We start from the raw sequence: 19,163 nt of genomic DNA, 5'->3' as shown, positions 1-19,163 counted from the left end.
GAGTCTGCCGCGTTGAACGCGCGTCCCGCCGCATGTTCAACGGGCTGATGGCAATGAAGAAGGGGTGTCTCGACGACACCCCTTCTTTTTTTGCGTGAATTTATCCGCGTCACCGCAGGCCGAGACTCAATGAAACACGTCGCGGCCGAAGTACTTCAGCGAAATCCGCTGATAGGTACCGTCTTTTCTCATGCGGGCGAGCGCGTCGTCGATCGCGACGCGCAGCTTCGGATTGCCCTTGCGGATCAGTACCGCCGACTTGTCGCTGCTATCGGGCGACGTATCGACCGCGACGACCTTGATCCTCGCGTCGGGCACGCGCTTCTTATAGTCGAGAAACGACAATGAATCGTTGACGGTCGCATCGACGCGGCCCGTCACGAGCAGATCAATCGATTCGTCGAAGCCCTGCGCCGGAATCACCTGCGCGCCGTGCGCGGCCGCGATCCTGCCGACGTTGCTGGTCAGCGTATTGGCCGACTTGCGGCCCTTCAGGTCATCGAAAGATTTGATCGTCGTATTGTCCGATGCGACGATCAGCACCGCGTGCGACGTGATGTACGGGTCCGAGTAATCGTATTTGAGCTTGCGCTCGTCGGTGATCGCGACCTCGTTGATCACCGCGTCGTAGCGATCGACGTCGAGACCGGCGATCAATCCATCCCATCTGGCTTCGATGAATAGCGGCTTGACCCCGAGACGCTGCGCGATCGCGCGGGCGAGTTCGACGTCGAAGCCGGTCAGCTTGCCCGCGTCGTCGTGATAAGTGAACGGTGCGTACGTGCCTTCGGTGCCGATCCGGAACACGCCCGATGCCTTGATCTGCGCGAGGTCGTCGGCGCTCGCCGGATGCGCCAGCACGGCCTGCAATAGCGCGAGCATCGCGAGTGAACGAATCGGCTTCATCGGACGGCTCCGTCTGAGTGGCTGCGCAGGTGGCGGCCTGCCGCGTTCGGTGAGGGGACGCCGGCGCGCGGCCGACTGCGTGGGCCGACTGTAGCAAACCGTCCGCGATTTTCAAAATGATTCGCGCGCGATCAGTGCGTCAGTACGTCAGTACGTCTCCAGATGCAGCCGCCCTTCCCGCTTCAGCTTCGCCCACAACGCTTCCCAATCGAGCCGATGCTGCTCGCCGATGTCTTTGAGCGCCTGCAGCACGCCGTCCTCCATGCCCTTGAGACCGCACACGTAGATATAGGTGTCGTCGTCTTTCAGCAGGTTCGCAACGTCGGCCGAACGTTCGCGCATCGCATCCTGCACGTAGCGCTTCGGCTGTCCCGGCGTGCGCGAAAACGCGAGCGTGATGTCGATGAAGTCCTTTGGCAGATTCGTCAGCGGTCCAAAGTACGGCAGCTCCTCCTTGGTGCGCGCGCCGAAGAACAGCATCAGCTTGCCCGTCGCGCCTTTGAGGCGCTTGCGCCGGCGGTACTCGGTCATCGCGCGCATCGGCGCGGAACCGGTGCCCGTGCAGATCATCAGCAGATGCGAGTTCGGATGATTCGGCATCAGGAAGGTGCTGCCGAACGGACCGATCACGTTGACGACGTCGCCCTTCTTCAGATCGCACAGATAGTTCGAACAGACGCCGTCGATCGCGTCGCCGTGCTGCTGCGACACGCGCTTCACCGTCAGCGACACGTTGTTATAGCCGGGCCGCTCGCCGTCGCGCGGACTCGCGATCGAGTACTGGCGCGCGTGGTGCACGCGGCCGTCGGCGGCGGTGCCCGGCGGCAGAATGCCGATCGACTGGCCTTCGAGCACCGGAAACGGCATCGAGCCGAAGTCGAGCACGATGTGATGGATGTCGCTCGACGTCGCGCTGTCGGTGAGCCGGTAGTTGCCGACCACCGTCGCGGTGGTCGGCGCCTTGTGCGTGTACAGATTTACGTACGGCTTCGCAGCCGACCACGGCGGCACGACCGCGCCGCGCACGATATCGACTTCGAGGCCGTCCGCTTCGTCGGAACTGTCGCCCGCGGCGGACGCGGCCGCCGTTTCTTCAGCCGGCACCGCCATCGTGTTCTGCTCCGGCAGCACGTCCCATGTGAACTGCTCGTCGATCGAATACGCGTCGGCCTTCAGTACCGTGCGCCAGTTGTCGATCGCGCCGGTCGGACACGGCGGCACGCAGGCCATGCAGCCGTTGCAGACATCGGCCTTCACGACGTAGTTGTTGTCGTCGTGCGTGATCGCATCGATCGGACAGGTCTCTTCGCAGGTGTTGCAGCGAATGCAGATCTCCGGATCGATCAGATGTTGCCGCAGCACTTCGACCGATACTAGGCCGTTCATGATTTCCTCCACCTGGCAATGCGGCGCTTGCGTGGCGCGCCTTTCGTGCTTCGCCTGCTTCAGTTGAAGCGCACGTATTCGAAATCGACCGGCTGACGGTTCACGCCCATCGCGGGCGGCGCGATCCAGTTGGCGAACTTGCCCGGTTCGGCCACGCGACCCATCAGCGAAGCGACGAACGCGCGATCTTCCGGCGTGGCGAGCCACTTCGCTTCGTTGGCGGCCCATTCGGCTTCGCTGATGACGCGCCCATCGGGCGACACCCGCGTGCCCGCGAACGTGCCGATCTGCCGGTTGAACGCCTTGTGCGGCACCGTCATGCGAAAGTCGATGCCGGCCTTCTCGAGCACCTTGTTCCAGCGCCCGCCGCCCGCGACCGAGTCCTTGATGTAATCGTCGCGCAGCACTTCGTTCATCGCGTTGAGCATCGGCACTTCGCGCTCGACGAGCTTGCCGTCCTGCACGTCGAGCAGCTTGTAGCTATGCTCGTTCAGGCGATGATCGTCGTCGCGCTTGCCTTCCTCGTAGCGCCCCTTCAGGCCCGAGCTATAGAACGTCGCCGCGTTCGACGAATGATCGGCGCCGAACAGGTCGATCGTGACCGAGTAATGGAAGTTCAGATAGCGCTGGATGGTCGGCAGATCGATCACGCCGGCCGCGCGGATCTTCGCGACGTCGTCGGTGCCGAGCTCGTTCATCACCTGCGCGGTGCGCTGGATCACGCGCGACACGCCCGACTCGCCGACGAACATATGATGCGCTTCCTCGGTCAGCATGAACTTCGTGGTGCGCGCGAGCGGATCGAAACCCGACTCCGCGAGCGCCGACAACTGGAACTTGCCGTCGCGGTCGGTGAAGTACGTGAACATGTAGAACGCGAGCCAGTCCGGCGTTTTCTCGTTGAACGCGCCGAGAATGCGCGGATTGTCTTCGTCGCCCGAGCGGCGGCCGAGCAAGGCTTCGGCTTCCTCGCGACCGTCGCGGCCGAAGTAGCGATGCAGCAGATACACCATCGCCCACAGATGACGGCCTTCCTCGACGTTGACCTGAAACAGGTTGCGCAGATCGTACAGCGACGGCGCGGTCAGGCCGAGGTGACGCTGCTGCTCGACCGAAGCCGGCTCCGTATCGCCCTGCGTGACGATGATGCGGCGCAGGTTCGCGCGATGCTCGCCGGGCACGTCCAGCCACGCGGCCTCGCCCTTGTGCTCGCCGAAGTGGATCTTGCGATCCTGCTCGCCCGGCGTGAGGAAAATGCCCCAGCGGTACTCCGGCATTTTCACGTAGTCGAAATGCGCCCAGCCGCCCGGGTCGACACTGGTCGCGGTCCGCAGATACACGTCGTAACCGTGCGAGCCTTCCGGGCCCATGTCGCCCCACCACGACAGAAAATTCGGCTGCCATTGTTCGAGCGCGCGCTGCAGCGCGCGGTCGTCCGCGAGGTTGACGTTGTTCGGAATCTTTTCGCTGTAGTTGATCGAGGACATGGTCGGTTCCCTGGGTCGATTCCCTGTTCGGAAGCTGCAGTGCGAAAGGCGCGTATCGGCAGGCGGCGTCGTTTAGTCGGTGCGAGCGCGATGCCGATTACACGCGCGAGACATCGAATTGCGCCTTGCTGCCCTTGCCGTACACCTTGAGCGCACCCTTGTCGCCCACTGCGTTCGGCCGGTTGAAGATCCAGTTCTGCCAGGCGGTGAGACGGCCGAAGATGCGCGTCTCCATCGTCTCCCGCCCATTGAAGCGCAGATTCGCTTCGAGGCCGGTCAATGCATCGGGCGACATCGCCGCGCGCTCTTCGAGCGCGATGCGGATTTCGTCGGCCCAATCGATATCGTCGGGCGACGCGGTGACGAGACCGAGGCGCTCGGCGTCCAGCGCCTTGACCGGCTGGCCGATCAGCGCGCGCACCGCGTCGAGCGGCTCGGCTTCCTCGTAGAAGCGCCGCGCGAGCCGCGTTTGATGCGTGACCATCGGATACAGACCGAAGTTGACTTCCGACAGCGTGATCGACGGCTCGTCGTCCTCGTTGTCGGGCAGCGCCGCCATGTAGGTGCGATCGGCAGCGAACGCGAGTTCGGCGAACGTGCCGGCGAAGCACGAACCCGGCTCGATCAGCGTGAAGATGGAACGCGACGACACGTCGAGGCGCGCGAACGTGCGGCGCAGCATGCCGATCGTTTCGCGCACGAACCAGTGATCCTTGTGCCGCAGCAGCGTCGCATCGACGGCGAGCAGATGGCGCGCGTCGCCTTCGGTCTTGAACACCCAGGTGCCGATGTCGAGCGCGTTGGTGCGCATCGACAGGATCGCGTCGTCGAGTTCACGGGCGAATTGCAGCGGCCACCAGTTGGCGCCGGCCCCGACGATCGCGGCGAGGTCGGTCGGTTGCTCGGTGCGCGGCGCGCGCGCGGTGAAGGTCGCCACACGTTTCGCGTGATCGATGGTCACGTCCACGGTTTGATAGCCGAGGCCGTCTTCGCGATCCGTGCGTTCGATGCGCGTGAGCGCGACGCCCTTGGCATCGGCCGGACGATCGCTGTGCGCGCCGAGTTCGAGCGCGCGCGCCTCAATCGCCTGCTCGAACTGGTTGGGCTTCACGACTTCGTCGACGAGACGCCATGCCTTCGCACGCTCGCCACGCACACCCTCGACCACCGTGCAGAAAATATCCGCGCGATCGTGGCGCACCTTGCGTTTATCGGTCACGCGCGTGAGACCGCCGGTGCCGGGCAGCACGCCGAGCAGTGGCACTTCCGGCAGTGACACCGAAGAGGAACGATCGTCGATCAGATAGATTTCGTCGCAGGCGAGCGCAAGCTCATAACCGCCGCCCGCGCATGCGCCGTTCACCGCGGCGAGAAACTTCAGCCCCGAATGGCGCGACGAATCTTCGAGCCCGTTGCGCGTTTCGTTCGTGAACTTGCAGAAGTTGACCTTCCAGGCGTGCGACGACAGCCCCAGCATGAAGATATTCGCGCCCGAGCAGAACACCCGGTCCTTCAGGCTCGTCACCACCACCGTGCGGACTTCCGGATGCTCAAAGCGAATCCGCTGGATCGCATCGTGCAGCTCGATGTCGACGCCGAGGTCGTACGAATTGAGCTTCAGCTTGTAGCCGCCACGAATGCCGCCGTCCTCGGCGATGTCGATGCCGAGCGTCGCAACCGGGCCGTTGAAGCTGAGCTTCCAGTGCTTGTACTGCGACGGCTCTGTGCGGTAGTCGACCGGCGCGGCCTCGGCAACGACGGTAGGTGCTGTGGACATGGGGCGTCTCCTGACTGGACGATGCAAACTGTTTTTTGAACAATAGTGCATCAACATACCAGCGTAAAGCACTTTAGTGCACTTTTACGGGGAAACCCTGGCGCTCCCGATCGGTCAGTTGAGGCGCGCTTCGTCGGGCGCTTCCGCCGCGAGACGCGCGGCGAGACGGTCGCGCAACTGCAGGTACGCATCGGCGAGCGTCTTTTCGCTGGTGTCGAACGTCATGTCGGCACGCCCGTACAGCTCCGCGCGCCCGGCAAGGATGCGTTTCAGGTCGTCCATCGCCTCGCGGTTGCCGGACATCGGCCGCAGATCGCCTTGCGCGACGACGCGGCGCATATGTTCTTCGGGCGTCGCCTGCAACCACACGGTAAAGCAGTGCGACAGCAGCACGTTGAACGTGCCCGATTCCGACACGAGCCCGCCCGGCGACGCGATCACCGCGCGCGAATGCTCGTGGATGACCGCTTCGAGCGCGCGCTGCTCGTAGCGTCGATACGCGCTCGCGCCGTATAGCGAATGAATCTCCGACGGCGGACAACCCGCGAGCTGTTGGATCACGCGCGTGACTTCGATGAACGGCACCTTGCGCTCCTGCGCGAGCATGCGTCCGAGCGTCGACTTGCCCGCGCCGCGCAGACCGATCAGCGCAATACGGTCCTTGCGATGCGGGTCACGCGGCGCCTGCGCGAACATCTCCGCGAGAGCGATGCGCGCGCGCTGCAGCGCCGCCTGGTCGCGGCCCTGCAGCAGCTCGCGAATCAGCAGCCATTCGGCGGACGCAGTGGTTTCGTCGCCGATCACCTCGGCGAGCGGACAGTTCAGCGCGGCCGCGAGCTGCCGCAGCACCAGCACCGACGCATTGCCTACGCCCGATTCGAGATTCGCCAGATGCCGCTCCGACAAGCCGGTTTCGGCCGCCAGCGTCTTGCGTGTCATGCCACGGCGCGCGCGCAGCAAACGCACGCGCTCGCCCATCGCGGTCAGGAACGGGTCGCGTTCTTCGCGCTCGCCGCCGCGTTCGGCCGCGCGGTCACCTGCGCGCTCGAGGCGTTCGGCGCAGGCCGCTTCGTCGTCGGTTTCGTTCAACGGTGCGGGAGGGTACTTTTGGTTCATGTTTTGCGACCTCTTGACCACGATATATGTACTATAGTGCTTGACACGCAGCAGGTGAACGATTTAATTTTCGCCAAAAGCTGATCCGATCACAAACACAGTCGCGCGCCGCCCTGTATTCCGGCCGCGTCATGGAGACGGCGCCGCACCACGCATGCACCAAAGTTCCGGGGGCAGGCCATCCGGGGGCCGGCCGTCCGGCCTGCGTGAGCGCGCTTCTGGAGGCTCGCATGTCCGCACAGGAATTCCAGCGCCTGATCGCAGGCGTCACTGGGCAACTCGCCGGGCGGCCGCTCGACGCCGCGCTCGCCGACTGGCTGAACGACACCTGGCCCGCCGACAGTCCCACCTTTCACGAACTCGTGAACGCATGCCGCACAGGCGTCGCCGAAGGCTGGCTGTGCAACCGCGAGGCCGGCGGCATCTGCTACGGCCGCATCTTCAAGGCGCTGCCCGACACGCACGGCTTTTCCGTCGACGTCGTCGACATGCAGGACATTGCCGGTCCGCACCACGTCCATCCGCACGGCGAGATCGATCTGATCATGCCGCTCACCGAAGGCGCGACGTTCGACGGCCATCCGGCCGGCTGGTGCGTGTACGGCCCCGGCTCAGCGCATCGGCCGACCGTCGCGAACGGCCAGGCGCTGGTGCTGTATCTGCTGCCGCAAGGGGCGATCGAATTCACGCGCGCGTGAGGCGCGAGCGGCAAGCATCGAGCGGATCACGAGCAGACAAAAGCCGGACCGCATCCACGGATGGAGGAGACATATGGAAGCCCTGCTGGAAACGGGCGCGCGCGAGCCGGTTGCGCCGCCGCCCCCGCTGTTCAACTTCGCGAGGCATCTGTTCCAGCTGAACGAAGCGCGCGCGAGCAAGTTCGCTTATATCGACGACCACGGCGCGACGACCTACGGCGAACTCGAACACCGCGCGCGGCGCTGCGCCAGCGCACTGCGTGCGCTCGGCGTGCATCCCGAGGAGCGCGTGCTGCTCGTGATGCTCGACACCGTATCGTTGCCGGTCGCGTTTCTCGGCGCGCTGTACGCCGGCATCGTGCCGGTCGTCGCGAACACGCTGCTGACCGCCGCCGACTATACGTACATGCTGACGCACAGCCATGCGCGCGCGGTGATCGTGTCGGAACCGTTGCTACCCAACGTGACGCAGGCGCTGAGCAGCATCGACGACGACGGCTGCCAGCTGATCGTCTCGCAGCCAGACGCTTCCACCGGAAAGCCGCCCGGGGCGCCCCACTTCGAAACGCTGGTCGATACCGCCACACCGGCCGTCAAAGGCTGCGCGAGCAATGCGGACGACATCGCCTTCTGGCTCTATTCGTCGGGCTCGACCGGCAAGCCGAAAGGCACCGTCCACACGCACGCGAATCTGTACTGGACCGCCGAGCTGTATGCGAAGCCGGTGCTCGGCATCGTCGAGAGCGACGTGGTGTTTTCGGCGGCGAAGCTGTTCTTTGCGTATGGGCTCGGCAACGCGCTGACGTTTCCGCTGTCGGTCGGCGCGACCGCGATCCTGATGGCCGAGCGCCCGACCGCCGACGCGATTTTCACGCGCCTCGTCAAGCAGCGCCCGACCGTGTTCTGCGGCGTGCCGACCTTGTACGCGAACATGCTGGTGTCGCCCAATCTGCCCGCGCGCGCCGACGTCGCGATCCGCGTGTGCGCGTCGGCCGGCGAGGCGTTGCCGCGCGATGTCGGCGAACGCTTCACCGCGCACTTCGGCGCCGAGATTCTCGATGGCATCGGCTCGACGGAAATGCTGCACATCTTCCTGTCGAATCGCGCGGGCGAAGTCGAATACGGCACGACCGGACGCCCTGTGCCGGGCTACGAAGTCGAGTTGCGCGACGAGGCCGGGCGGCCGGTGCCCGATGGCGAAGTCGGCGATCTGTTCATCAAGGGGCCGAGCGCGGCGCTGATGTACTGGAGCAATCGCGAGAAAACGCGCGCGACGTTTCTCGGCGAATGGATCAGAAGCGGCGACAAGTATCGGCGTCTCGCAAATGGCTGTTATGTGTACGCGGGCCGCAGCGACGACATGCTGAAAGTAAGCGGCCAGTACGTGTCGCCAATCGAGGTCGAGATGGTGCTCGTCGCGCATCCGTCGGTGCTCGAAGCGGCGGTGGTCGGCGTCGATCATGGCGGACTCGTGAAGACGCGCGCGTTCGTCGTGCTCAAGCGCGACTTCATGCCGTCCGAGATGCTCGCCGACGAACTGAAGACTTTCGTCAAGGAACGGCTCGCGCCGCACAAGTACCCGCGCGATATCGTGTTCACCGACGATCTTCCGAAAACCGCCACCGGCAAGATTCAACGCTTCAAACTACGCGAACTGTCATAGGTGTTTCATTGATGCAGAACCGAGGTACCGCCCCTGCCACCTCCTTCGTGAATGCCGCCAGCGGCTTCGCCGAACTGCCGGCAACCGCGTCGCATGAGCCGCTGCGCATCGAGTACCGCTGGGTCAACGAGCGGGCGAATGCTCAGCAGGACGATCCGCCGATCGCTGTCTTCCTGCACGAAGGTCTCGGCTCGATTGCGATGTGGCGCGACTGGCCACAGACGTTGTGCGAGCGGCTCGGCATGCGCGGGCTCGTCTATTCGCGGCCCGGTTACGGACTCTCGACCCCGCGTGCGCCTGACGAGAAATGGCCGGTCGATTTCATGACCGCGCAAGCGCGCGACATTCTCCCGGCCTTGCTCGACGCGCTCGATATCGACTTGCGGCAACGCCAGCGCATGTGGGTGATCGGCCATAGCGACGGCGGCTCTATCGCGCTGCTGTACGCGGCGCTGTATCCGGATGCGCTCGCGGGCGCGGTCGTGATCGCACCGCACGTATTCGTCGAAGACATCTCGGTGCAAAGCATCGCGCAGACGAAGCAGCTTTATGAAACCACCGATCTGCGGGCGAAGCTCGCCCGCTATCACGCGGACGTCGATTCCGCGTTCTACGGCTGGAACGATATCTGGCTCGATCCCGAGTTCAGGCAGTGGTCGATCGCCGAGGCGCTCGCGCCGATCTGCCGACCGCTGCTCGCGATCCAAGGCCACGACGACAACTACGGCACGATGGCGCAGATCGACACGATCGCCGCGCGCGTGCCACACGCGCAACTCGTGAAGCTCGACGCATGCGGACACTCGCCGCATCGCGATGCGCCCGCGGCGCTCAACGACGCGATCGCTGCGTTCGTTGGCGCGCAGCGATAAGCGGCGCCCTGGCTGTTACCGATACTTCATAAAAATTACACGGATCGGCGATTATGCTTCCGCATCGCTGACCTCGGCACATCGATGGCGAGGCATCCCTTCCCCGCCCGGAGACAGTGCCATGCCTTTCGTGTCGAAGCCGATTCGTGCGCCGCGTCGCAAACGTTTGACCGGCGCCGTGGCGGTCATCGCGCTGTGCGCGCTAGCGGGAGCATGCAGCAACGACGACCCGCCCGCGAGCACGAATACGATCAGTTCAACGGAACATTCCGCCGCTAACCCCGTCGACCCGTCGATCGCCCCGCCGTCGGCCGACTCCGCGTCGCCGACACTGACGATCCAGACACCGGTGGCACCGGCATCCGAAGCCGGCACGGCGCTGTCCGCCGCCTCACCGCCGCTTGCCCGCCCCATCATCCATACCGTCGATTGAGCATTGCGCCGCGCGCGAAAGACCAGCCTGCCTTCGCGCGTCCGGCGCAGCATTGCCGTTTCAGCACCGCAAGTCGCCTTCCCCGTGCCCCTTTCCTCCACCGAAGATCAAAGCCACAACCATGACCTCAACAAATCGCCGTGATTTTCTGCGCTCGGCCGCGCAAGCCGCCGGTTCCTTTACCGCGTTGAGCATGCTGCCCCCCGGCATCCGCAATGCGCTCGCGATTCCGGCCAACAACCGCACCGGCACGATCCGCGACGTCGAGCACATCGTCGTGCTGATGCAGGAGAACCGCTCGTTCGACCACTACTTCGGCACGCTCAAGGGCGTGCGGGGCTTCGGCGACACGCGTGCGATCAACCTCGCGAACGGCCAGCCGGTGTGGTATCAGCCGCTCACCACCGATACCACCGGCGCCAGCTACGTGCTGCCGTTCCGTCCGAGCGCGCCGAACCTCGGCCTGCAATTCCTGCAGGATCTCGCTCACGACTGGGGCACCACGCACGCCGCATGGAACGGCGGCCGCAACGATCAGTGGGTACCGTCGAAAGGCGCGACCACGATGGCCTACCTGACGCGCGACGACATCCCGTTCCACTATCAGCTCGCCGACGCATTCACGGTCTGCGACGCGTACCACTGCTCGCTGATGGGTCCGACCGATCCGAACCGCTACTACATGTGGAGCGGCTGGGTCGGCAACGACGGCAGCGGCGGCGGTCCGGTGATCGACAATTCGGAGCTCGGCTACGGCTGGTCGACCTTCCCCGAAGTGCTACAGAACGCGGGCATCTCCTGGAAGATCTATCAGGACATCGGCACCGGGCTCGACGCGAACGGCTCCTGGGGCTGGACGCAGAACGCGTACATCGGCAACTACGGCGACAACTCGCTGCTCTATTTCAACCAGTATCGCAACGCGCAGCCGGGCAACCCCCTGTATGACAACGCGCGTACCGGCACCAACGCGGCGAACGGCGACGGCTACTTCGACATCCTGAAGCGCGACGTGCAAAACGGCACGCTGCCGCAGGTGTCGTGGATCGTCGCGCCCGAAGCGTACAGCGAACACCCGAACTGGCCGACCAACTACGGCGCGTGGTACATCGATCAGGTGCTGCAGGTCCTCACGTCGAACCCGGACGTGTGGAGCAAGACCGTGCTGCTGATCAACTACGATGAAAACGACGGCTTTTTCGATCACATCGCCGCGCCGTTCGCGGCCGCATCGAGCGCGAACGGTCTGTCGACCGTCGATATCGCGAATGAAATCTATGCGGGCGATCCGAAGAACGCCGCCGGGCCGTATGGACTCGGACCGCGCGTGCCGATGCTGGTGGTGTCGCCGTGGTCCAAAGGCGGCTACGTGTGCTCCGAAGTGTTCGACCACTCGTCGGTGATTCGCTTCATCGAAAAGCGCTTTGGCCACCGGCACAATCTCGGCGAATCGAACATCACGCCGTGGCGTCGCGCGGTGTGCGCGATCTGACCTCTGCGTTCAATTTCGCGAATCCGAACGCGTCGGTGCCGTCGCTGCCGAGCACGAGCGGCTACGTGCCGCCCGACCGGAACCGTCACCCGGACTACGTGCCGCAAACGCCGACGGTGCAGACGGTGCCGAAGCAGGAAGCGGGCGTGCGCCCGGCACGCGCGCTGCCGTATGAACTGTTCGTGCGCGTCGACGACGGCTCGAACGGCAAGCTGACGATGCGCTTCGTCAACACCGGCCGCGCGGGCGCGGTGTTCCTCGTGTACGCGGCCGATAGCGCCGACGCGCCGCGCAGCTATACCGTCGAAGCGGGCAAGCATCTGCAGGACACGCTGATGCTCAACGCCGATGGCAGCTACGACTTCAGCGTGCACGGACCGAATGGGTTTCTGCGCCGCTTCGCGGGCAAAGTGGTCGCGCGTAACGGGTGGAATGGTTCGGACACCGCACGGCCGGCCGTCGTCGAAGGCTACGATGTCGCGAACGGCAATCTGCAACTGCGGCTAGAGAACGTCGGCAGCGCGCGGTGCCAGTTCACGATCGTCAACGCGTACGACAAGGACCATGTGATCAAGCATTCGGTGCCCGGCGGCGACACCGACAATCTATACCTCGATCTGCGCAAAGCATACGGCTGGTACGATCTCGCGATCACCGTCGATACGGACCCGACGTTTGCCCGCCGCATCGCCGGTCACGTCGAGACGGGCAATGACAGCAGCAGCGATCCGGCGCTGGGCGGCTGAACGTCGCTGTCACCCAACGCTGTAAAAGCAACGGCCGCTGGCTCTTCGAGCGCAGCGGCCGTTTTTATCCAGCTATCTCGAGCGCAAACCCGCAAACGCGCGCGAGCGTCTACGCTTCGAAATCGAGCCCGCCGATCAACGTAACGGGCTCACCCTGCGTGTGCGTGGAGAAATCGAGTTCGCGCGCCTGGGTCCACGCGTTGAGCTTGCGCGGCAACGCGGCCAGATATCTGGCGAAACGCGTCGCGCCTTGCTCGCCCATCAGTCTTTCTATTTCATCGCTGTCCCAGGTCAGATACAGATTCAATGGATGCGGGTAATGACCGAGTTCATCGAGCGGCGTTGCGTGAATCCGCACGCGGGTGGGCTGCCCCGGTTCACCATGCGGCAGCACGTCGGTGTGAACGGTCTTCGCGACACACGCGGCGATCGCCTCGGCAATGCGCGGCGCGAACTCCTGGTCGAAACGAATTGCACTCTCGGGGCGCATCCCATATCTCCGCTGTGATTCTCATCGTGGGTGGGTCATCGTAGCAGACTCAGTTTTTCGCCGGTGGGATCGCGTCCGGGTCGTGCGCGCCGGTCTCCCCCAGCGCCTCGCGCAGCGCCTTGCGGATCACCTTGCCGGTGGCCGTCATCGGCAGACTTTCGACGAAGCGAATCTCGCGCGGATATTCGTGCGCAGCCAGACGCGTCTTTACGTGCTGCTGGATCTCGCGCACCAGCGCATCGTCGCCGACGAAGCCCGCTTTCAGCACGACGAACGCCATCACGATTTCGGTGCGCTCGCGATCGGGCGCGCCGACCACGGCGGCCATCGCGACGGCCGGATGACGCAGCAGCGAATCCTCGATCGACGCGGGCCCGATCCGGTAGCCGGCGCTCGTGATCACGTCGTCGCCGCGGCCGACGAAGCGGATGAAGCCGTCCGCGTCGCGCGTGCCGAGATCGCCGGTCAGCAGAAACTTGCCGCGGAATTTCTCGCGCGTCGCCGCCTCGTTGCGCCAGTAGCCGACAAACATCACTGGATCGGGCGCCGCCACCGCGATATCGCCGATCGCGCCGGGCGGCAGTTCGTTGCCGGCGGCATCGACGATCGCGACATGGTGCCCCGGCACCGCGCGCCCGATCGCGCCGAAGCGCGGCTCGAACAGCGCCGCGCACGACGACACCACGACGTTGCACTCGGTCTGCCCGTAGAACTCGTTGATCGTCACGCCGAGCGCATCGCGCCCCCAGCCGATCAGTTCCTCGCCAAGGGATTCGCCGCCGCTCGCGACCGATCGCAACGCGAGCCGCAGATGAGCGGGCCGCTCGACGCCGCGCATCATCTTCAGCGCGGTCGGCGGTAAAAACGCATGGGAGACCGCGTGACGCGCGAGCAGATCGAACGCGGCGTGGCCGTCGAATTTTGCAAAACGGCGCGCGAGCACCGCGACGCCGTGATGCCACGACGGCAGCAGCACATCGAACAGGCCGCCGATCCACGCCCAGTCCGCGGGCGTCCACATCAGCGTCGCGTGCGCGGGAAAGCCCTGCTGCGACATCTCGACGCCGGGCAGATGGCCGAGCAACACGCGATGCCCGTGTAGCGCGCCCTTCGGTTTTCCGGTCGTGCCCGACGTATAGATGATGATCGCCGGATCGTCCGCGGCGGTATCGGCCGACGTGAACTCAGCGGACGCGCTATGCAACGCCTGCCAGAACGACCTCACGGGCGCGTCCGATGCTTCGTCATCCTGCTCGATATCGACGCTGAACACGTGTCGCAACTCTGGCAGCGCGCCGCGGATTTCGTCGATCTTTTGCACGCCGGCGTGATCAGTGATGAGTGCGACCGCACCGCTATCGCCGAGGCGATGCTCGATCGCGTCGACGCCGAACAGCGCGAACAACGGCACCGCGACCATGCCGGCCTTGTAGGCCGCGAGATGCGCGATGGCCGTTTCGATCGATTGCGACAGGAAGATGCCGACGCGCTCGCCGCGCCGTGCGCCCGCCGCGAGCAGCGCATTGGCGAAGCGGTCGGACAGGGCTTTCAGTTCGTCGAACGTATGGCGGATCGCGCGGCCGTCGGCATCTTCGTAGATCAGCGCGAGACGCCCCGAGCCATCGGCCCACTTGTCGCATGCATCGACGCCGATGTTGTAGCGCGGTGGAATGCGCCACGTGAAATTGGCCGTGAGCGAATCGTAAGTCTCGCCATCGAGGTTCATCGCGTCTCCTGAAAATCGTCGCTATCGCTGCACGGAGTAGTGCATGGCCCATTGCTTGCTCCTTCTGCGCGCGCATGGCCGGTGCTCCGCAGTTTAGCCCACGATCTTGCCTGTGCCGTTCGCCGCGTCGCCTTGCGCAATTGGCTTCGCCAAATACGACATAGTCCCGCCAATAATCGCCGACCCGTCGCGTTGAACTCAGCGTTTTGCGACAACTCCTGTGTGATTCAAGCCCTTTAAGTCTGACCTGTGCCGTCCCCGTCTAGGATCGTTACACAGGTTCGGCGCCCATGTTGCGCCGCATGATCGCTACCCCGGATGACATATGCGCAAGGCAAGATTTGCATCGTTCTGGCATGGTCCGGAACTTTCTCACTATGAAGTCGCCTGTCTAAGTTCGTTCACGCAGTACGGCAGCGAGGTCGCGCTTTATAGCTACGAGCCGATCGCCGGATTGCCGCCCGGTGTGATCGCGAAAGACGCGACCACGATACTGCCGCGCGATTCGCTGAACGACTTCCCGATTCACGGGGTGCCGTCGATGCAGCATTTCACCGACTATTTCCGCTTCGTGATGTTCACGAAGACCGACGAGATCTGGGTCGACACCGATATGCTGCTGTTGCGCGATTTCGATCTGAACGCCAAGGGCGACCTGATCGGGCGGGAAACCCAGACGAGCATCTGCAATGCGATTCTGAGGCTCGATCCGGATCAGCCGCGCTTGCATGAGGCGATCGAACGGGTCGAAGCGATGAAAGGCACCGCACTGAAGTGGGGCGACACCGGCCCGCGTCTATTGACCGCCGTCTATGGCGTGAAGGCCGGTCTTCCCGAAAGCCTGTTCTATCCGGTGCATTTCAACGATTACTACAAGGTGTTCCTGCCGCGCTATTTCGAAGAGTGCGCGGAGCTCTGTTCCGACGCGTACACGCTGCATCTGTGCAACAACCGTGTCGTCAAGATGGGGCTCTTCAAGCGCATCGGCCCGCCCGTTGGGTCGTTCCTGCATCACGTCTTCGAGCAAACCGGCGCCAACGAGCTGTTTCGCGAGTTTTATCCGGCGAGCGTGATGCAGGCGATGGTCGACAACGCGGTGGAGAAAGTCGGCAGCGACGAAGGCGTGCGCAAGCTGCTGCGCGTCGGCGTGCCAATGGTCACGACGGCCATTGCGCGCAGACTCGGCGCCTGAGTTCGCCGCTTCAGTTCGCGCCGCCCCTGCCCGAGCCCTGCGCCTGCTCCAGCACGAAGTCGATGAACGTCGCGGCCGCGCGCGTGTGGTGCCGGTTCGGCATGTACAGCATGTACATCTGGGTGCCGAAGATGCTGAGCCGCCAGGCATCGAGCGCGCTCAGCACGGCGCCGCGCTTCAGATCGTCCTGCACCACGTAGTCCGGCACGAGTCCGACGCCCAGACCGGCCAGCACCGCCTGCCGCAAAAATAGAAAGTTTTCCGAAATAATCGTCGGTTCGAGCAGCACTTCATGACGCTCGTCGCGCAGATACGCGGCGAGCCGCAATTGCTTGCCGATCACGGCCGCGGTAATCAACGGCGCGGTGCGCAGGTCGTCGAGCGTCGCGGGCATGCCGTGCGCCCGCGCGAATTCGGGGGATGCGCAGGCCACGTACCGGACCGGCCCCATGTCCCGAGCGACGAGGTTTTGCGGCGGCTCCGACATCACGCGCACGGCGATGTCGATCTCGTCGCGCATCAGATCCTCGACGCGGTTCTCGAACATTACGTCGAGCACGATGCCCGGATACAGCCGCTTGAACGCGATCAGCCAGTCGGACATCACGAGCTGGCCATAGCCGCTCGGCACGCTCAGCCGCACTCGCCCTTGCAGGCTTTGGCCCAGCGTCGCCACCGACTCGCGCGCGGCCAGCAATGCGTTGCGAATAGTACGGCCGTGCTCGTAGAGCCGCAGACCGATCTCGGTCGGCTCGACGCGGCGCGTGGTGCGCCGCACCAATTGCAGGCCCACCGAACGCTCGAGCTGGTTCAAATGATAGCTAACGTTCGCGCGGCTCATCTTGAGCCGGCGCGCCGCTTCGCTCAGATTGCCGGCATCGAGGATGTCGACGAGCAGGGTCAGCGAGTTGACGTCCATTGGCATGTCGTTGTCAAAATAATTTTGACAGTCTGTCAATCAGCCATGTGATTGTCAATGAACGTTGACCACTCCAGAATGGGGCGATCCGGCGCGCTTCGCCACCCTCATACGGAGACACCCACGATGAACCATTCCCCCACAGCAGACGTCGTCATGCGCGAATTGCGCGGCAAGCTCCTGCTCGTCACGATCGACCACGCGCCGGTCAACGCGCTCTCTGCCGACGTGCGGCGCGGCCTGCTGGCCGCGATCGAAGCCGCCGACGCCGATCGCGCCGTCGAAGCCGTGCTGATCGTCGGCGCGGGGCGCAATTTCATCGCCGGTGCCGATATTCGCGAGTTCGGCAAGCCGCCGCTGCCGCCTTCGCTGCCGGACGTGTGCAATCGCATTGAGGCCTGCGGGAAACCCGTGATTGCCGCGTTGCATGGCGCCGCGCTCGGCGGCGGGCTCGAAGTGGCGCTCGCCGCGCATTACCGGATCGCCGTCGAGGGCGCGAAGCTCGGCCTGCCCGAGGTGCAGCTCGGCCTGCTGCCCGGCGCGGGCGGCACGCAACGCACGCCGCGCCTGATCGGCGCGCCTGCCGCGCTCGATCTGATCCTGAGCGGCCGTCATGCGAGCGCGAAGGAAGCGTTCGCGCTGGGCTTGATCGACCGTCTTGGCGACAGCGACGACATCCTCGCCGAAGGGCTCGCTTACGCGCATGAACTGCTCGCCGCGCACGCGCCGGTGCGCCGCACGCGCGACGCCGCCGCATTGAACGATCGCGTCGCGAGCCTCGCCGCCATCGCGAAAGCGCGTGAAGAAACCGCGAAGAAAGCGCGCGGCCTGTTCTCGCCGCTGAAAATCGTCGACGCCGTCGAAGCCGCGATCGAAAAGCCCTTCGACGAAGGCCTGAAGTTCGAACGCACGCTGTTCCTGCAATGCCTCGACAGCCCGCAGCGCGCAGGTCTCGTGCACGCGTTCTTTGCCGAGCGCGAAGTGCTGAAAGCGCCCGAAACGCGCGACGCGAAACCGCGCGCGCTCGAGGCGATCGGCGTGATCGGCGGCGGCACGATGGGCGCCGGCATTACGGTCGCGCTGCTCGACGCGGGTCTGCCCGTCACGATGATCGAACGCGACGAAGCGTCGCTCGCGCGCGGCCGCGCGCACATCGACAAGGTCTACGACGGGCTGATCGCCAAAGGCCGCCTCACCGCCGAAAAGAAAGCCGCGACCATGGCGCGCTGGAGCGGCAGCACGACGTACGATGCGCTTGCTCACGTCGACCTCGTGATCGAAGCCGTGTTCGAAGATCTCGACGTCAAAAAGGCCGTGTTCGCCGAGCTCGATCGCGTCTGCAAGCCTGGCGCGGTGCTCGCGAGCAACACGTCGTATCTGGACATCGAAGCGATCGCGGCCAGCATCTCGCGCCCCGCCGATGTGATTGGCCTGCACTTCTTCTCGCCCGCCAACATCATGAAGCTGCTCGAAGTCGTGGTGCCGAAGCAGGTCAGCGCCGACGTCGTCGCGACCGCGTTCGAGCTCGCGAAGAAGCTGCGCAAGACGCCGGTGCGCGCGGGCGTGTGCGACGGTTTCATCGGCAATCGCCTGCTCGCCGTTTATCGCGCCGCCGCGGACGCGCTGATGGAAGACGGTGCATCGCCGTATCAGATCGACGCGGCCGTGCGCGCGTTCGGCTTGCCGATGGGCCCGTTCCAGGTGGTCGACCTCGCGGGCGGCGACATCGGCTGGGCGGCGCGCAAACGCCGCGCGGCCACGCGCGATCCGAACGCACGCTACGTGCAGATCGCCGACCGCCTGTGCGAGCGTGGCTGGTTCGGCCAGAAGACGGGCCGCGGATTCTATCTGTACCCCGAAGGATCACGCGGCGGCATACCCGATCCCGAAGTCGAGGCGATCATCGACGCCGAGCGTAAGCGCGCGGGCGTCACGCCGCGCAGCTTCACCGACGAGCAGATCATGCGCCGCTATATGGCCGCGATGATCAACGAAGGCGCGAACGTCGTGCACGAAGGCATCGCGCTGCGCCCGCTCGACGTCGACGTGACGCTGCTGTACGGCTACGGCTTTCCGCGCTACCGCGGCGGTCCGATGAAATACGCGGACAGCGTCGGCCTGGCGACGATCCTCGCCGACATCCGCGAGTACGCGAAGGAAGACCCGCTGTTCTGGCGGCCGTCGCCGCTGCTCGTCGAACTGGTCGAGCGCGGAGCGGATTTCGCGAGCCTGAACACGACGGCCTGAGCCGCCACGAACC

General features: G+C 64.8%; 14 protein-coding genes and 1 pseudogene. 6 read left to right on the top strand and 9 right to left on the bottom strand.

Features of this window, described 5'->3' with window-relative positions; genetic code table 11:
* Positions 1 to 126: 126 nt before the first annotated feature.
* From AB4Y34_RS32820 to AB4Y34_RS32800, 5 genes are all read right to left on the bottom strand, one after another.
* Complete coding sequence (locus AB4Y34_RS32820; RefSeq protein ID WP_368718387.1) at positions 127 to 906, bottom strand: amino acid ABC transporter substrate-binding protein; 780 nt, start codon at positions 904 to 906, stop codon at positions 127 to 129.
* A 147-nt stretch (positions 907 to 1,053) separates the two neighbouring features.
* Positions 1,054 to 2,292 carry a benzoyl-CoA 2,3-epoxidase subunit BoxA gene (gene boxA, locus AB4Y34_RS32815; protein ID WP_368718386.1) on the bottom strand — a complete coding sequence of 413 codons (1,239 nt, stop codon included), beginning with the start codon at positions 2,290 to 2,292 and terminating at the stop codon, positions 1,054 to 1,056.
* Positions 2,293 to 2,351: 59 nt separating this feature from the next.
* A complete protein-coding gene (gene boxB / locus AB4Y34_RS32810; RefSeq protein ID WP_368718385.1) occupies positions 2,352 to 3,779 on the bottom strand; it encodes a benzoyl-CoA 2,3-epoxidase subunit BoxB in 1,428 nt (475 codons plus the stop codon).
* Positions 3,780 to 3,876: 97 nt separating this feature from the next.
* Positions 3,877 to 5,556, bottom strand: a complete 1,680-nt coding sequence (gene boxC, locus AB4Y34_RS32805; RefSeq protein WP_368718384.1) for a 2,3-epoxybenzoyl-CoA dihydrolase — start codon at positions 5,554 to 5,556, stop codon at positions 3,877 to 3,879.
* A gap of 114 nt (positions 5,557 to 5,670) precedes the next feature.
* Positions 5,671 to 6,672, bottom strand: coding sequence for a helix-turn-helix transcriptional regulator (locus AB4Y34_RS32800; RefSeq protein ID WP_368718383.1), 1,002 nt, complete (start codon positions 6,670 to 6,672; stop codon positions 5,671 to 5,673).
* A 230-nt stretch (positions 6,673 to 6,902) separates the two neighbouring features.
* Here AB4Y34_RS32800 and AB4Y34_RS32795 point away from each other — a divergent pair, with 230 nt between their 5' ends.
* The 3 genes from AB4Y34_RS32795 (at position 6,903) to AB4Y34_RS32785 (ending at position 9,905) form a co-directional block, all read left to right on the top strand.
* A complete protein-coding gene (locus tag AB4Y34_RS32795; RefSeq protein WP_368718382.1) occupies positions 6,903 to 7,370 on the top strand; it encodes a DUF4863 family protein in 468 nt (155 codons plus the stop codon).
* Positions 7,371 to 7,443: 73 nt separating this feature from the next.
* Positions 7,444 to 9,033, top strand: coding sequence for a benzoate-CoA ligase family protein (locus tag AB4Y34_RS32790; RefSeq protein WP_368718381.1), 1,590 nt, complete (start codon positions 7,444 to 7,446; stop codon positions 9,031 to 9,033).
* 11 nt (positions 9,034 to 9,044) lie between these two features.
* Complete coding sequence (locus AB4Y34_RS32785) at positions 9,045 to 9,905, top strand: alpha/beta fold hydrolase (RefSeq protein ID WP_368718380.1); 861 nt, start codon at positions 9,045 to 9,047, stop codon at positions 9,903 to 9,905.
* Between the two features lie 51 nt (positions 9,906 to 9,956).
* On the opposite strand, the gene AB4Y34_RS32780 is transcribed toward AB4Y34_RS32785, so the two are convergent.
* On the bottom strand, positions 9,957 to 10,391 hold the full coding sequence (locus AB4Y34_RS32780; protein ID WP_368718379.1) for a hypothetical protein: 435 nt from the start codon (positions 10,389 to 10,391) through the stop codon (positions 9,957 to 9,959).
* A gap of 68 nt (positions 10,392 to 10,459) precedes the next feature.
* Here AB4Y34_RS32780 and AB4Y34_RS32775 point away from each other — a divergent pair.
* A pseudogene (locus AB4Y34_RS32775) lies at positions 10,460 to 12,576 on the top strand (phosphocholine-specific phospholipase C).
* A gap of 109 nt (positions 12,577 to 12,685) precedes the next feature.
* On the opposite strand, the gene AB4Y34_RS32770 reads toward AB4Y34_RS32775, so the two are convergent.
* Positions 12,686 to 13,066: a DUF5594 family protein gene (locus AB4Y34_RS32770; RefSeq protein ID WP_176368078.1), complete on the bottom strand. Its 381-nt coding sequence runs from the start codon at positions 13,064 to 13,066 to the stop codon at positions 12,686 to 12,688.
* A 49-nt stretch (positions 13,067 to 13,115) separates the two neighbouring features.
* Positions 13,116 to 14,792 (bottom strand): acyl-CoA synthetase, encoded by a 1,677-nt coding sequence (locus AB4Y34_RS32765; RefSeq protein WP_368718378.1) that lies wholly within the window; start codon positions 14,790 to 14,792, stop codon positions 13,116 to 13,118.
* 325 nt (positions 14,793 to 15,117) lie between these two features.
* On the opposite strand from AB4Y34_RS32765, the gene AB4Y34_RS32760 reads away from it, so the two are divergent.
* Positions 15,118 to 15,984, top strand: coding sequence for a hypothetical protein (locus AB4Y34_RS32760; RefSeq protein WP_176382148.1), 867 nt, complete (start codon positions 15,118 to 15,120; stop codon positions 15,982 to 15,984).
* A 10-nt stretch (positions 15,985 to 15,994) separates the two neighbouring features.
* Here AB4Y34_RS32760 and AB4Y34_RS32755 read toward each other — a convergent pair whose 3' ends face one another.
* On the bottom strand, positions 15,995 to 16,903 hold the full coding sequence (locus tag AB4Y34_RS32755) for a LysR family transcriptional regulator (RefSeq protein WP_368718377.1): 909 nt from the start codon (positions 16,901 to 16,903) through the stop codon (positions 15,995 to 15,997).
* A 126-nt stretch (positions 16,904 to 17,029) separates the two neighbouring features.
* Between AB4Y34_RS32755 and AB4Y34_RS32750 the strand changes: the two genes are divergently transcribed.
* Positions 17,030 to 19,150 (top strand): 3-hydroxyacyl-CoA dehydrogenase NAD-binding domain-containing protein, encoded by a 2,121-nt coding sequence (locus tag AB4Y34_RS32750; RefSeq protein ID WP_368718376.1) that lies wholly within the window; start codon positions 17,030 to 17,032, stop codon positions 19,148 to 19,150.
* The last annotated feature ends 13 nt before the right edge of the window (positions 19,151 to 19,163 follow it).

The organism is Paraburkholderia sp. BR10954 (assembly GCF_040965775.1).
GTDB lineage: Bacteria > Pseudomonadota > Gammaproteobacteria > Burkholderiales > Burkholderiaceae > Paraburkholderia > Paraburkholderia youngii.
Note: the sequence above shows the minus strand (reverse complement) of the source record. Positions and strands in the feature narration are given on the sequence as shown.